The 13,873-nt window shown below is 60.0% G+C and carries 13 protein-coding genes; 1 reads left to right on the forward strand and 12 read right to left on the reverse strand.

The features are described 5' to 3' along the window. Positions 1-18 precede the first annotated feature (18 nt). From KI810_RS06350 to KI810_RS06390, 9 genes are all read right to left on the reverse strand, one after another. On the reverse strand, positions 19-1,965 hold the full coding sequence (locus KI810_RS06350; RefSeq protein WP_214174593.1) for a response regulator: 1,947 nt from the start codon (positions 1,963-1,965) through the stop codon (positions 19-21). Beyond that, positions 1,934-3,019 (reverse strand): endolytic transglycosylase MltG, encoded by a 1,086-nt coding sequence (gene mltG, locus KI810_RS06355; RefSeq protein ID WP_214174594.1) that lies wholly within the window; start codon positions 3,017-3,019, stop codon positions 1,934-1,936. The genes KI810_RS06350 and mltG overlap by 32 nt, the downstream gene beginning before the upstream one ends. Before the next feature lie 176 nt (positions 3,020-3,195). Further along, on the reverse strand, positions 3,196-3,783 hold the full coding sequence (gene plsY, locus KI810_RS06360; protein WP_214174595.1) for a glycerol-3-phosphate 1-O-acyltransferase PlsY: 588 nt from the start codon (positions 3,781-3,783) through the stop codon (positions 3,196-3,198). Positions 3,784-3,858: 75 nt separating this feature from the next. After that, the gene (locus KI810_RS06365; protein WP_214174596.1) at positions 3,859-4,287 is read right to left on the reverse strand and encodes a MauE/DoxX family redox-associated membrane protein; all 429 of its coding nucleotides are present in this window, start codon (positions 4,285-4,287) and stop codon (positions 3,859-3,861) included. Continuing rightward, complete coding sequence (locus KI810_RS06370) at positions 4,284-4,808, reverse strand: rhodanese-like domain-containing protein (protein WP_214174597.1); 525 nt, start codon at positions 4,806-4,808, stop codon at positions 4,284-4,286. The genes KI810_RS06365 and KI810_RS06370 overlap by 4 nt, the downstream gene beginning before the upstream one ends. A gap of 14 nt (positions 4,809-4,822) precedes the next feature. Beyond that, complete coding sequence (locus KI810_RS06375; RefSeq protein WP_214174598.1) at positions 4,823-7,228, reverse strand: heavy metal translocating P-type ATPase; 2,406 nt, start codon at positions 7,226-7,228, stop codon at positions 4,823-4,825. Next, positions 7,209-8,276, reverse strand: coding sequence for an AI-2E family transporter (locus tag KI810_RS06380; RefSeq protein ID WP_214174599.1), 1,068 nt, complete (start codon positions 8,274-8,276; stop codon positions 7,209-7,211). The genes KI810_RS06375 and KI810_RS06380 overlap by 20 nt, the downstream gene beginning before the upstream one ends. A gap of 3 nt (positions 8,277-8,279) precedes the next feature. Then, a complete protein-coding gene (locus KI810_RS06385; RefSeq protein WP_214174600.1) occupies positions 8,280-9,326 on the reverse strand; it encodes an AI-2E family transporter in 1,047 nt (348 codons plus the stop codon). Positions 9,327-9,374: 48 nt separating this feature from the next. Further along, a complete protein-coding gene (locus tag KI810_RS06390) occupies positions 9,375-9,809 on the reverse strand; it encodes a UPF0158 family protein (protein WP_214174601.1) in 435 nt (144 codons plus the stop codon). Between the two features lie 101 nt (positions 9,810-9,910). On the opposite strand from KI810_RS06390, the gene KI810_RS06395 reads away from it, so the two are divergent. After that, entirely contained in the window at positions 9,911-10,627 is a 717-nt protein-coding gene (locus tag KI810_RS06395; RefSeq protein WP_214174602.1) for a UDP-2,3-diacylglucosamine diphosphatase, read from the forward strand. Here the strand turns inward: KI810_RS06395 and KI810_RS06400 are convergent. The 3 genes from KI810_RS06400 to KI810_RS06410 all read right to left on the reverse strand — a co-directional run bounded on the left by KI810_RS06400 (position 10,618) and on the right by KI810_RS06410 (position 13,856). Beyond that, on the reverse strand, positions 10,618-10,872 hold the full coding sequence (locus KI810_RS06400) for a YkgJ family cysteine cluster protein (RefSeq protein WP_214174603.1): 255 nt from the start codon (positions 10,870-10,872) through the stop codon (positions 10,618-10,620). The genes KI810_RS06395 and KI810_RS06400 overlap by 10 nt on opposite strands. 171 nt (positions 10,873-11,043) lie before the next feature. After that, on the reverse strand, positions 11,044-12,402 hold the full coding sequence (locus KI810_RS06405) for a penicillin-binding transpeptidase domain-containing protein (RefSeq protein WP_214174604.1): 1,359 nt from the start codon (positions 12,400-12,402) through the stop codon (positions 11,044-11,046). A 95-nt stretch (positions 12,403-12,497) separates the two neighbouring features. Next, positions 12,498-13,856 carry a YhjD/YihY/BrkB family envelope integrity protein gene (locus tag KI810_RS06410; RefSeq protein ID WP_214174605.1) on the reverse strand — a complete coding sequence of 453 codons (1,359 nt, stop codon included), beginning with the start codon at positions 13,854-13,856 and terminating at the stop codon, positions 12,498-12,500. Positions 13,857-13,873: the final 17 nt, after the last annotated feature.

Below are 13,873 nucleotides of genomic sequence, written 5' to 3' on the forward strand. Positions count from 1 at the left end.
GTAGATGTGATGTGATGTTTAACCGAAAATTTTCCGGAAGAATCCTTTGCTTTCCGCTTCCCGTTTCTCCGTTATCTGTCTGATCCCCTTGCCTGCGTAAGAGTCTTTTGGGTTTATGCGCAGCGCCTTCTGGAATTCCCCCTCCGCCAGCCCGTCCCTCCCCTCGTCGAGAAGCATCCATCCGCGGAAAGCGAATGCCTCGGCAACCTTGCCAATCTGGACTGACTTGGCCAGAAGCATGCGGGCCCTTTCCTGTGCCGCCTTGGAGTTTTTGCTGGCCGGATTGTTGTAGATGGCCCAGGCAAGGTAGGCGCAGTGCTGCGGGTTGTCCGGTTCCAGGGTGAACGAGTCCTGGAGTGCCTTCTGGGCGTTTTCGAATTCCCCCATTTCCAGGAAAACCTTGCCCGACTGGAACTGGATCTTGGCTTGCAGCTTGTCGTCCTGACGGCCGTCGAGTCCCACCCGGTCGGCGTTGAGCATCTCGTCATAGCGCTCCTTGGCGACGACGCTGGAAAGGGTATTGTAGGCGTTGGCATAGACGGCGAGTACGTCCTGGGCCAGGCTCTGGGTCGCTCCCGACAACTCCATGAATTTTTCCGGAGAATACTGGCGCGTCTTGGAAAAATAGGCCTCTTTCAGTGCATTGAAGCTGAAACTGTTGGGAGAGAGCCCGAACAGCTCATAGTAGTTCTTGTCCTTGATGAACGCATGGTCCCGCTGTACCGTCTGTTCGAAACCGATCTCGTCGCTCGAAAGAGGCGAGGCCATTCCTTCGTTCCCCACCGCCAGTTCGACGGTGCCGGAGAGTTCTTCGACCAGGTCGTCGAATCCCACGGCCTGCCCGTCATCGGCGGCGATTTCCTCCAGAGGGCGATTGAACAGGTCCTTCTGGGGGAAGTCGGGGGTGGCGTTGGCGGTTGGCTTCGCGTGCATGGCCAGCATGCCGAGAGAATGGAGGAAATGGAAGAAGGCGGCCGCTTCATGGGGAACCGTTCCCATGGCGATGATCTGCTGCAGGGTTTTCTCACCGTCCACCAGCTCAAGAAGCTCGATGTCTCCCTGGCGCATGGTGACGAGGTTGGCGCGCCGGAAGAACAGTGGAGTGCGTGCCGGATAACAGCTTGCGAAACGTTCCATGAAGGCTTGTCCGTGCAACTGGTTGCCACGGCCCTTGCTCGCTTCATAGATGAGATGGGGAATGGAGATGGGAACGAGGGGTGCCTCCAGTGGCGGCATTCCCTCGCTGAAACCGATACCGCTCTTCATGTCCAGTGCATCCACCAGTTTCTTGGTGAGAAAGAGGCGGGACTCCTCAACGAGTTCATCATAGGTGAGGAGACCTGACTGGGTGAGGAACAGTCGTTCTTCGCCTCCGGCCAGAAATGTCTTCCGGTCGGCAAGGGTGATTTTCCCCCGTGCCACGAGGTGGTCGCGAAAGTCCTCCTTTCCCTTGGTCATGAAGGAGACGGGCTCTCCCTTGAGGAACGCAACGGGCGACCCTTGGGGAAAGGCGAGTAAGCCGCTCTTTCCCGTTTCGTAGACATCTACCAGAAGGTCGCGCAACGTCGCAGCTTCCTTCGCGGGAGGGTGGGCCTGGTCCTGTAACGTCGACTGAACGGCAGTTAGGAATGCCTGCTGGGTGAACGGTTTTTCAAGGTAATGCCTTACGCCGAGGCGCCGGGCTGCTTCGGCGTATTTGTCACCCTTGTAGACGCCGGTAATGACGATCACCGGGAATTCTGCCCATTTCTCCGACTTGCGGAGTTTTTGCAGAACATCTGCACCGCTCAGTCCGGGGAGGCGCAGGTCAAGAACGAGAAGGTCGAAGCTGCCGGCAGTAAGCGACTGCAGGACTTCCAGTCCGGTCCTGACCGCCACAACGGCGTATCCCTGCCCAGACAGGAACTTCTGGAGCATCTGGGACAGGGATTCGTTATCTTCTGCCAGTAAGATTCGGGCGGTCATTCCGATACCCCGCAACGGAACCGGTGGATGGTGAGGACGCGGTCGCTGCTGATTTGAGATACCTGTCTACGGCGCGATTGTGTTCGGCGAGGGTGGCAGAGAAGTGGTGGCTGCCATCCTTCTTGGCCACGAAATAATAATAACCGGTCCGGGCGGGGGTGAGCACCGCCTCAATGGAGTCGCTCCCGGGGTTGCCTATGGGGCCGGGAGGGAGTCCCTTGATCTGGTACGTGTTGTAGGGTGATGCCCGAAGGATGTCCCGCCTGCTGACGGGGCCGGCAAAGGCCCGAACTCCGTAGACGGCGGTCGGATCGCTCTGGAGCGGCATCCTGCTCCGGAGCCGGTTAAGGAAGACCGAAGCGATGAGGGGGCGTTCCGCCGGAATGACGGCCTCCTTTTCAATCATGGATGCCAGGGTCACCAGTTCCCCCTTGCTCATGCCGGCCGCTTCGAGCCGCCCCGCGAATTTTTGGTCGAATACCTTGTCAAACTGCTCGACCATCTGGAGGATGAACTGTTCCGGCGTGGTCCGGGGGGGTATGGTGTAGGTGCTCGGATAGAGGAACCCCTCCACGCTCCGGCCGGATATCCCCAGTTCCTTCAGAAGCTGCCGGTCGGCGCATGCCCGAAGGAACTCATCTTTGAGAAACAGCCGACGGCTTTCCAGCAGTTCGGCTATCTGGTAGATGGAATACCCCTCCGGCACGGCGAACCGCTGTACGTAGACATCACCGTGTACCATCCGGTCGAGGATTTCCTGGGGGGGCATCCCATCGTTCACCTGATAGGGGCCGGCCTGGACCTTCCCCGTGGCACCCCGCAGCCTGGCGAGGATCACGAACAGTTTTCCGTTGGTTATGATCCGCTTTTCTTCCAGTTCAACGGCAATCCGGCGGAAGGGTGCCCCCGCTGCCAGTTCCACCAGGGCAACGCGTTTGCCGGTGCCGGCCGGTCTGAACACGAACATGCCGAAGCTGCAGACCAGAATGAGCAGGACGGTCGCCAGGGCAAAGATTGCCAGCCGGTACCTTTTCTTTCGCCACGATGCTTTCATTGACAGGGTAACGCAATGCAGTGTTTCAAGGTACACCAAAGAAAGAGAGATACATTGTAACCATATCTCTAGGCCATAACGCGTTCCATGTCAAGCCTAAATCCCCGACTGGCGCGATGGTGACTTCTTTCCGTCACCTTGTCGGCCGGTGATTTCACGGCAGGAAACCGGTTTCGTCAGGCCTTGAATTTACTTTCGGTGCCGTTTCTGAGACGGTCGATGTTTTCGCGGTGTTTGTAGATGACGAGGGCTGAAATCAGCAGGGTCATGACAACGATGGGGGGGGGATTCCCCAGGAGGAGGATGAAGATCGGCATGGTCGCCGCAGCGGAGATAGAGGCGAGGGAAACGTAGCGCCATGTCAGGATCACTACGATGAAAACAGCGAGGGCGCAGAGCACCGCCAGGGGTGCCATGGCAAGGAATACACCGAGTGCGGTGGCAACCCCTTTTCCCCCCTTGAAGCCGAGGAAAATGGTGTAGACGTGTCCGAGGAAGGCGGCGGCACCGACCGCCGCTGACCATTCGACGGAAAGCCCCATCTGTTGTGCAATTACGACAGGAATGGCCCCCTTGAGACAGTCCCCCACCAGGGTCATTATCCCAACCTTCTTTCCCAGTGTGCGGTAGACATTGGTTGCGCCGATATTGCCGCTGCCGGTGGTCCGGATGTCGACACCCCCCAATGCCTTGGCAAGCAGCAGGCCGGTAGGAACCGAGCCGACCAGGTAGGCACCGATGACGAGAAGGATTTCTTTCAACACGCAAGACTCCGTGGCTTGTGGTTAATGAAAACGGCCCGCATACTACACCATTTCCGGCCAAACTTCAAGCGCCGCTCAGGGGGACCGCTGACGGTCCTTCCTCAGCAGGGTGAGGGCCATGGCAATGAGTACGATGTCGCGCCCCATGGCCGACCAGGCGGACGTTTTGTCTCCCCCCTGCTGGAAGCAGCCGCAGTCGATGTCCAGTCCCCGCAGGATGGTCGAGGCGAGGGCGACGATGAATACCCCGTTCAGAATACAGGTTATGAGGGCTGCGGTTCTGGCCCGCCAGCCGATGACCAGCAGCAGGCCGCAGATAGCCTCCAGCCAGGGGAGTGTGGCTGCCACTAGGTAGTTGCCGAAGTAGGGGAGTATCCTGTAGGCGGCGATGTTCCCGGCGAAGGCAACCGGATCGGCGATTTTCAGTATTCCTGCATAGAGGAACACCAGCCCCAGGACGACCCGGACAATGGTCGAGAGGTGTTTGCCGGCGGTGCTGGTCATTGGTTGCCCTCCATAACCGGGTAGCCGGCAGCCTGCCATTCGGGGAAACCCCCTTCGAAGACGAAGACCGTCGGGTAGCCGGCGGCCAGAAGCTTGTTGGCCAGGTCATGGCTGTCGTGGCAGGCATAACCGTTACAGTAGACCACCAGCAGGGTAGTGGGGGGGTAACGTTTTGCGAAATCGGCCAGTCGACCATCCGCTTCGCCGAGGGGGAATGAGACCGCGCCGGTTATGTGGCCGGCGGCAAAGGCAGTTTCGTCCCGTGCGTCCACGATGACCGCTTCCTTCCGGTCGTGGAACTCCTTTACCTGCATGAGGCCGAGGGGGAGGGGAACGGGAACGGCCTGCTGCGCCTGTCCCGATTGGTCAGGCGGTGCCGATGCCGCTACCGGTGCGGTGGATGGTGCGTTGCCGGTCCAGGCGTTGTAGAGGAGCTGGTGGTTCCAGACCAGCCCGATGGCGACTGCCACGAGGCAGATGCCAGCCATTTCCCGCAGAAGTCTGATGGTGCTCTGGTGCATGGGTACGTTTCCTTTCAGGCCTGACGGTCGTCCCGCAGGTGCTGGCCGACCCGCTTGAGAAGGAGCGAGTTGGCGACGACGGACACCGACGAGAAGGCCATGGCGAGACCTGCGTACTCGGGTTTCAGGGTGATGCCGAACGGGTAGTAGAGGGCGCCGGCGGCGATGGGGATGCCGAGGATGTTGTAGAAGAGCGCCCAGAAAAGGTTCTGCTTGATCCGGGCCAGGGTCGCTTTCCCCAGGCGAATGGCCGCCACCACGTCCATGAGGTCGTCCCGCACCAGGATGATATCGCCGGTCTCCTTGGCCACGTCGGCGCCGCCACCGATGGCGATTCCCACATCGGCCTGGGCCAGGGCGGGGGCATCGTTGATGCCGTCACCCACCATGGCGACGTAATATCCCTTCTGCTGGTATTCCTTTACCACCTGCTGTTTGCGGTCCGGCAGCACCTCTGCCTCGAACCCGTCCACCCCGGCCTGGCCCGCCACCGCCGCTGCCACCAGCCGGTTGTCCCCCGTAATCATGTACGTGGCGATCCCCATCTGCTTCAGTGCCGCCACCGACCGGATGGAACTGTCCCTGACCTGGTCGGCGAAGGCGGCCACCCCTGCCAGCCTGTCTTCCACGGACACGTAGATGAGCGATTTCCCCGCGTTGGCCAGCCTGTCAGCCTCCGCAGCGAAGGGGCCGATGGTGATGCCCGTATCTTCCATGAACCGGGCGCTGCCGGCAAGGACCCTGTTGCCGCTGTAGCTGCAGGACACGCCGAATCCCTCCCGCTCCTCGTAGCCGTCAACGGTGCCTGGCTGTATCCCTCTGGATGCGGCAGCTTCCAGGGCGGCCTGGGCCAGGGGGTGGTTGGAGCGGGATTCGGCCGCTGCCAAGTATTCCATGAGCCGGTCGGATTCCCCCGGAGAAGCGGGCAACAGGTCGGTCAGGACGGGCCTGCCGCTGGTGATGGTGCCGGTCTTGTCGAGGAGGACCGCCTGAAGTCCTGCGATGTTCTCCAGTACCGACCCGCGCTTGATGAGAATTCCCCGGGCGAGGCCCACGCCGCTTCCGACCATGATGGCGGTCGGGGTGGCCAGCCCCATGGCGCAGGGGCAGGCGATGACCACTACGGCGATGGCGAGCTTGAAGGCAAAGAGGAAATCCTGCTGGAGTGCCAGGAACCAGACTAAGAAGGTCAGGATTGCAAGGGCGATCACCACCGGCACGAATATCCCGGATACCCGGTCGGCGAAGCGCTGGATCGGTGCCTTGTCCGCCTGGGCCTCGCGCACCATCCGGACGATCTGGGCGAGCATGGTCGCCTCGCCGACTCTGGTCGCCTGAACCGTCAGGGGGGCCCGGCCGTTGACGGTGGCGCCGGTGACGGCGGAGCCGGCATTTTTTGCCACCGGCAGTGATTCGCCGGTCACCATCGCCTCGTTGACGCTGGAGTTTCCTTCGAGGACGATGCCATCCACCGGGATGGTTTCTCCCGGCCGGACCAGCACCACGTCACCGACCTTGACCAGGGAGGCGGGGACCTCCCGCTCCGTACCATCCACCAGGAGCCGTGCCTTGTCGGCCTGAAGCCGGAGGAGCTTCTTGAGAGCTTCCCCCGCCTTCCCCCGGGCCCGCGCCTCCAGGTACTTGCCGAGACGGATGAAGGCGATGAGCATGGCGGAGGTCTCGAAAAACACTTCGCCGTGCCCGCCGAAGGCGCCGAAAAAGGCGGCCAGGGAGTAAAAGTAGGCGGCCGAGGTGCCGAGCGCCACGAGGACGTCCATGTTGGCGCTCTTGTTTTTGAGTGCGTACCAAGAGCCGCGGTAAAAGGTAAGGCCGGCGGAAAACTGGACTGCCGTAGCGAGGACGAGGTTAATCCAGCCAACGGTCCGGTTGCCGTGGAGTCCCATGGTGAGCATGATGGGAATGGATGCGGCGAGGCTGGCGATGAACCAGTTTCGCTGGCTCCGGAACTGGGCGGCAGAATCGTCGGGTGCCGCCGGTTCCACCGGCTGGTAGCCCGCCTCGGTCACCAGGGCGAATATCTCGCTCTTGTCGAGCCGGCCTGCGTCGAAGCGGACAAAGGCCTCTTCCTGGGAGAGGTTGACCACGGCGGCGGATACCGCCGGATGGCTGAGGAGCCTCTTCTCCAGGGTTGCCACGCAGGAAGCGCAGTGGAGGCCGCGCACGCCGAAGCGGATTTCTCCAGGCTCCCCGCGCGGAACGGCACCGTAAGCGAGTCCTTTGACCAGTGTTTCGATGGTTTCCCGGCCGACCAGGGTTTCATCATATTCCACCGTCAGCTCTTCAAGGGGAAAGTTGACCACCGCCCGCGTAACACCGGTTGTGCCGGCCACCCCCTTTTCAATGCGGGTGGCACAGTTGGCGCATGACATGCCGGAGATGCTAAAGGTCGTCGTTTGCATGGTCGTTCCTTGATGCCATGATCTGTCGTACCTCGGTGGAGCAGACCTTGACCACGGCGGCGCAGGGGATGGCGAGCACGATGCCCCAGAAACCCATGATCTCGCCGAGGGCCATTACCGAGAAGATGACCGCCAGCGGGTTCAGTCTCAGGGTGCCACGCATGACAAGCGGCTTGATGATGTATCCGTCAACCACCACGTTGATGAGAAAATAGATGGCGCATACCTTGGGGATGATGAGGATGTCGCCGCTCTTGGCATAGCCTATCAGGGCAGGGGGTATGACGGCAACCAGCGCGCCGACGAAGGGGACGATGGTGGCGAATCCTGCAAACATGCCGTTCAGGAGGGGGAATTCGATGTCGAGAAGGGCCAGTGCTGCCGCACAGAGGATGCCCACCAGCAGGCAATCCACGACCATGGCGAGAACGAAACGTTCCAGGGTCCGGTTGATGCGGTTTCCCAGCTGTTTCAGTTCCTTCCGGACTTCGCGGGGGGTGATGCGGAGCAGGATATCCTTGAACTCCTCCTTGTAGTAAAGCATGAAAAAGACCAGGATCGGGGCAAGGAGAAGGTCGAACAGGGCGAACAGTATCCCTTTGAGCTGCTCGTATCCCATGCCGGAGACATCGGTTGCCAGCTTGTTGAGGGACCCCTGTATCTTGGCCATGAGCCAGTCCAGGTCGGCGGCGCTGTAATAGGGGAGGAGTTCGTCTTTCCAGTCGTCGAGAGCCTGCTTGATCCCCTGGACGTAATCGGGAAGGGCCGAGGTGAGGGCGTTCAGCTGGTGGCCGATATAGGGAATGAGGAAGAACGACGAGTAGAGCGCCACCAGGGCAATGATGCCGTACATGAAGGTAATGGAGAGTGAACGGGAAAAACCCCGTTTCTCCAGGTACTTCAGTAGGGGGTTGAGAAGATAGGCAAGGGCCAGGGAGGTGAGAAGGGCCGAGAAGGTGTGGCGAATGAAGATGCTTGCCAGGAGGGCCAGGACGAAGCAGCCTGCCAGGAAATAGTACATGCGCCCCTTGGCGCCGACGCTATCCATGAATTATCCCTCTTCGGCAAATTTCCCCTGCCGGATGTAATTCGTGACGATCTTGCCGGCGGCGGCGATGGGTATGGCCAGCAGTATTCCCCAGAACCCCATCAGTTCGCCGAACGCCATGACCACGATGACGGTGACGAGGGGGTTGAGGTTCATCGCCTCCTTGAATACCAGCGGTTTGATGACGTATCCTTCCAGGAAATAGATGACGGAAAAGGCGGCGACTACCTTGAGCATGACAATGCCGCTCTGGAACTCGACGTAGGCGAAGAAGAGGGCGGGAATAGTGGCCAGAATGACGCCGATGAAGGGGAGGATCGAGGCGAGGCCGGCGAATATGCCGTTGAAGAGGGCATAGTCCACGTTCAGAAAAAACAGGGCGATGCTGGAGAGGACCGCCACGATTGCCGACACCGCGAACTGGCCCCGGATATAGCCGCCGATACTGCCGTTGATCTCCCGCCCCAGAGAGAGCAGTGTTGCGCGTTGCCGGGTCGGCAGCCAGGAGGTTATCCCGTCCATGATGGCCTGTTTGTAGAAGAGCATGAAGAAAACAAGGATCGGCGCCAGCACCAGGTTGAAGAGATTGAAGACCATCCTTGTCAGTGCCGCGTATATCCCGCCACCGATTTTGCCAAGTATCTTGTCGAGGTGGCCGGTGCCCGATTCCACCAGCCAGCGCCACTCCTCTGTGGCTGCGGAAGGGAGGAGCTGGGTCTTCCACCCTTGGGCGAGCACCTGAAGCTTCTGCATATAGCCCGGAAAATCGTGGAGCAGGTTCTGCCAGCGCAGGGTCAGGAAGGGAACGAAAAAAGCGAAGAAGACGACCGACAACAACGCGAGGACAATGTACAGGATGGTGATGCCGTAACTGCGCCGGATCCTGTTCCGTTCGAAGAACGTCAACAGCGGGTCGAGCAGGTAGGCAAGCACGAAGGAGAGGAGAAAGCAGGAAAGCGTGTGCCGCAGGGCGTAGCCGGCGGCACAGATGATGGCCGCAAGCATCAGCAGAAGCAGGTATCGGTTGGCAGCCGGGTGGGCGGGCTTCATGGTGGTTCTCCAGGGGAGCCGTGGGGCGGATTGTTATTCCCCAAGTGGTCAGGGTTCGTGGAAAGGGAAAATATCGTGTTCCTCAAGCCATTGCTTGATCCGCTCGGTGGTCAGTTCCTCTTTCAACGCCTGCAGCCGCTCCATTTCCTCGGGGTAGAAGGAGAGTATCTCGTCCATCCTCCCGTAGGGTCGCTTGCCGATGAAGGCCCTTTCCAGCAGGTCCTTCAGGCTGGTGTTGCTGATGCCCTTGATGAATTCGTTGAGCAGGTGCCGTTCCTGGTCGTAGTCATAGCCGGGAATCGGCAGGAATCGCTCTTCGTCTTCTTCCATTTCTTCCCAGAAGGCATCATCCTCGTAGTCGACCGGGACAAAAAATACTTCCCCCGTATCCCTGTCCAGAAAATAGACCAGCTCACCGTCCGGGTTTTCAAATGCATCCAGGAGGTCGTCCCAGACTATTTCCACATCCCGCATTACTCCCATCAACCTGACACTCCGAAGCGGCTAACGGTCAAGGGAGACCCGCAGCGGTTTCCCCCAGCTCCACCTTTACCTTTACCCGCATTTCCTATATAGTTGCCGCCATGCGTACAGTATTCATTGCCGATGCCCACCTGCAGGATCCGGACGACGCCAATTACCGGCTATTGCTGCGGTTTCTCGACAGCCTGGCGGGAAATACGGCCACGCTCTTCATCATGGGAGACCTGTTCGAGTTCTGGCTCGGTTACCGGTCCAACCCCTTTCCCCACTACGTCCCGATCCTCGACAAGCTTGCCGAACTGCACGCAGGAGGGATCAAGATCGTCTATTTTGAAGGGAACCATGACTTCCACGTGGGGGCGTTTTTCACGGAAACCCTTCAGGCCCGTGTGTTTTCCGGTCCGACAAGCCTGGAGCTGGAGGGGAAGCGCTTCTATCTCTGCCACGGCGACCAGATCAACCGCCGGGACTACGGCTACCATCTCCTCCGGTTCATCTTCCACAACCGGCTGACCCGTGCCCTCGTCCCCCGCGTGCCGGCCGCCGTTGCCATCGCAATCGCCGAGCGACTGGGGAAGCGGAGCAAGGGGAGTCACCCGCAGCGCCAACAGCGCTGGGACTACCCGGCGATTCTGCGCGAATTCGCCGCAGCCCGGTTTCGGGAGGGGTATGATGTGGTCATATCCGGCCACTTCCATATACCGCTTCTGGAAACGGCACCCGATGGCAAGGTCCTCCTTTGTCTCGGGGACTGGCTTACCCATTTCACCTACGGCGAGCTGGTGGACGGCCGGCTGACGCTCAATACCTACCGCTGACCGCACTGCATCTCCTCTTCCAGGCCGAACAGTTGCAGGTAGTTGGCCACCCGTTCCGCAAGGGTCGGGGCCTTTACCCGCAGGCAGATTTCATCGGGCCGGTAGTTCTGGCAGATGGATGGCCGCATCGCATACATTCCGCATAAGCCGTCCGCACCCAGGTGCGGGCACGTCACTCCTACCGGCTTCCGCAGGGCGCTGATATCCGGCGCCGTGCAGCATGTCCCGCATTTCATGCACTCCATCGAAACCTCACCATTTGGCAATATGACGTTTTTCGATCTGATGGTAGCTGGAAACGTGGATATTGTGCAAGGTCAAGGCGCTTGAGGGATGACACGGAGGCGTACCTGATGGTACGCCGTACACGGAATCCCGAAGAGCAACGCAGAGATTGCGCAAAAGCTGCGTTTCCCTCATTTGAAAAAAGCTTCCAGTGCCTGCTCTCCCACATACGAAGCCTTGATCCGCCACTTGTCACTGTTGACGACGAGCGCTACCAGGGCAATCTGCGGGTCGTTGGCAGGGGCGTAGGCGGCAAACCAGCTGTAATGGCCGGTGGGATTGATGCCATTAATGGAGCCGGTTTTTGCGGCAATGTCGACTGTTGCCAGTTTCGGTCGACCTCGCCGGTCGTGAAAGGCCTTCCGGGATGTGCCGCTGCTGACGGTGGATGAAAGCATCTTCCCCAGTTCGGAGGCGTTTTCGGGGGTGACGAGACGCCGCAGGGGCTGGGCCTTGGGACTGTAGATCTCTTCTCCCTTGCCGTTTCGTATCTCTTCAGCCAGAAACGGTTTCATGAGAGTGCCGTCATTGGCAATGGCAGCCATGAGTGCCGCGGCGTGGAGTGGAGAAATTTTCACTTCCCTGCTGAGACCGGCACCCATCCGCCTGAGATCCAGATTGTCCCGGGGTTCCTGGGCGACGCTCGGGGTTACCGGCGTTTCGGGGAAGAGGGGCTGGTTGAAGCCGAAGAGGACAGCGGATGCCATGAGGGAATCGCGTCCGACCACATCGCTGGCTAGCCTTCCGAAGACCGGGTTGACCGATTTTCCCATGGCCATGGTCAGGTCCATCTGTTGCCCCTGTCTCCCCTTGCGGGGGGGCGGGGCGTCCCAGTATTTGGGGTTTTCCGAGGTGAGTCTTCCACTGAACGGCATGACCGTCGTGGCATTGACCTTCTTCTGTTCGAGGGCGGCGGCTGCCGTGACGATCTTGAAGAGGGATGCCATTGGGTAAAGATTGTAGCAGGACTGGTCCGCCCATGACGGATCGGCCGCCGAATAGCCGGCCATGGCGAGGATTCGACCGGTTTTCGGCTCGATGGCGACAAATGCACCGTAGGGGACCCGATAACTTTCCAGGACTTTCATCACCCGGGTTTGCAGTTCCTGGTCAAAGGTGTAGACCATTTTGCCGCCGTCGGCGAGGGGGGCCACCAGGCGCTCCCCCTCATATCGGGAAGCGTGGAGGGCTTCGGTTCCGAGACGGAACGACTGGCCATCAGTCAGTTCCCCGTAGGGTTTGACCTTGGTAACCGGCGGCGGTGTCTTGTTGACGCTGGAGACGGCGTTTCGCGCGCTGAAGAGGAGGCTGCCCACCGGATAGGCCGCAAGAATGACGGCCAGGCATGGCAATACGTAGCGAAGCCACTTTCTGTCCGGTTTTGGCTCGACCTGCATCTTGAAGGAGTTCAAGGAGTTTGTCCGGTGACGACCGAACAGTCGCAGCCTGAACGGACGTTTCCGCCCCGCTATATGTTTGAAATCCCGCATGGACCGTATCTCGCAAGTGCCTGTTTTTAGGCCCACTATATGTTATTCGTCCCGCTTTGTCAACGCACAGCCTGTCGCGGTATGGTTATAAACGGCTAATCTGGCGGGGCCGAGGCGGCAGGTGTGGCAGGAGGTTGGGTGGCGACCAGGTCGTGGAGGGTCATTCCTGCCAGGGCGTCTTCTCCCCCCTTTTCCACCCGGTCCAGGATTGCCCTGAGCCACTGTTCTCTACGGGTCAGGCGCGTGATGCGGCATCCGATGCCGTGTTCCTTGATGGTCTTCAAAACCTCTTGCAGGGGGATGCATTCCAGGTCTCTGGCGGGCTGCCAGCCTGGGTGGGGGCTGGCCGTTTCCGCCAGGTAACCGGCGGTCGCCAGAAGGTCGAGCAGTTCCCGTACCACCCGCAGGGGAACATCCAGGTCCTCTGCGAGCTGTTCGGCAGTCCAGGCCGCATGACCTTTATGGAAGGCCGCGGCAATGTCCTGAAGTATGGCCAGCGCCAGCAATTCCCTGACGCTGTGGCTCATGGATCCGGCCCGCTGTTCGCGGAGGAAGGTCCGCAGGTTCTGATGGGCGTAAACCATCTCCACACCGAACAGCACGATGAGCCAGCTGGTATAGATCCAGACCATGAGAACAGGGAGGGCGGCCATTGTCCCATAGATGGCGTTGTAACGGGATACGCCGACCTGGAAATGGATATAGCCCCACTGGGCAATCTGCCAGGACGCACCTGCCAGGAGGCCACCGATGAGGGCCGACCTGAAACGGACGGTGGTGTTGGGGATGAAGATGTAGAGGAAGACCAGGGCGAGGGCGATGCTGAGATAGGGAACGAGCTGGAAACCGAACAGGAGAATGTCGCCGAGATAGGTGGTGCTGATGAACCGTTTGACGAGAGCCTGGCTCTGCAGGCTCGTAGTGATGCTGGTCGCGGCCAGAAGCAGCAGCGGACCGCTCACCACCACGCTCAGGTAGTCGCTGAACTTGCGGTAGAGGGAACGGGTTTCCCGCACCCCCCAGATGACGTTGAAAGCTTCTTCGATGTTGGCCAGCAGTGCTATCACCGTGACAATCAGGCCCACCAGTCCGACTGCCCCCATGGAGGTCATGTTGGTGTTGTTGATGTAGAGGACGATGTTGCTGATCATCTGTTGGGAGCCGGCGGTCACCTGCTCCAGGATGAGGGGCTCCAGCTTGTTCTGGACTCCCAGCCCCTTGAGGACGGCGAAGGTGAGGGCAAAGAACGGCACAAGTGACAGGATGGTGGTGAAGGAAAGGGCTGCAGCCCGGAGCGGGCACTGGTCGAGCCAGAAATCCCGCGCGACGAGGGCAATGATCTGCAGGTATCGCAGCCCGTGCCGGCGCACGCCGCGGTAATGGTCGGGCTCCAGTTCCCACAGGGTGGTGGAAAAGAAGGTCAGTAAACCGTTGTGACGTTCGCTGTTTCCCATGATTTCTTCCTGCAATC

It is taken from the genome of Geomobilimonas luticola (assembly GCF_018476905.1).
Taxonomy (GTDB): domain Bacteria; phylum Desulfobacterota; class Desulfuromonadia; order Geobacterales; family Geobacteraceae; genus Geomobilimonas; species Geomobilimonas luticola.

Bases quoted from the DNA above. Each gene is read 5' to 3' on its own strand.
- KI810_RS06380 (WP_214174599.1), bottom strand. From the start codon at position 8,276: ATGGATAGCGTCGGCGCCAAGGGGCGCATGTACTATTTCCTGGCAGGC.
- KI810_RS06410 (WP_214174605.1), bottom strand. From the start codon at position 13,856: ATGGGAAACAGCGAACGTCACAACGGTTTACTGACCTTCTTTTCCACC.
- KI810_RS06390 (WP_214174601.1), bottom strand. From the start codon at position 9,809: ATGGGAGTAATGCGGGATGTGGAAATAGTCTGGGACGACCTCCTGGAT.
- KI810_RS06405 (WP_214174604.1), bottom strand. From the start codon at position 12,402: ATGCGGGATTTCAAACATATAGCGGGGCGGAAACGTCCGTTCAGGCTG.
- KI810_RS06395 (WP_214174602.1), top strand. From the start codon at position 9,911: ATGCGTACAGTATTCATTGCCGATGCCCACCTGCAGGATCCGGACGAC.
- KI810_RS06365 (WP_214174596.1), bottom strand. From the start codon at position 4,287: ATGACCAGCACCGCCGGCAAACACCTCTCGACCATTGTCCGGGTCGTC.
- mltG (WP_214174594.1), bottom strand. From the start codon at position 3,019: ATGAAAGCATCGTGGCGAAAGAAAAGGTACCGGCTGGCAATCTTTGCC.
- KI810_RS06375 (WP_214174598.1), bottom strand. From the start codon at position 7,228: ATGCAAACGACGACCTTTAGCATCTCCGGCATGTCATGCGCCAACTGT.
- KI810_RS06400 (WP_214174603.1), bottom strand. From the start codon at position 10,872: ATGGAGTGCATGAAATGCGGGACATGCTGCACGGCGCCGGATATCAGC.
- KI810_RS06385 (WP_214174600.1), bottom strand. From the start codon at position 9,326: ATGAAGCCCGCCCACCCGGCTGCCAACCGATACCTGCTTCTGCTGATG.
- KI810_RS06350 (WP_214174593.1), bottom strand. From the start codon at position 1,965: ATGACCGCCCGAATCTTACTGGCAGAAGATAACGAATCCCTGTCCCAG.
- KI810_RS06370 (WP_214174597.1), bottom strand. From the start codon at position 4,808: ATGCACCAGAGCACCATCAGACTTCTGCGGGAAATGGCTGGCATCTGC.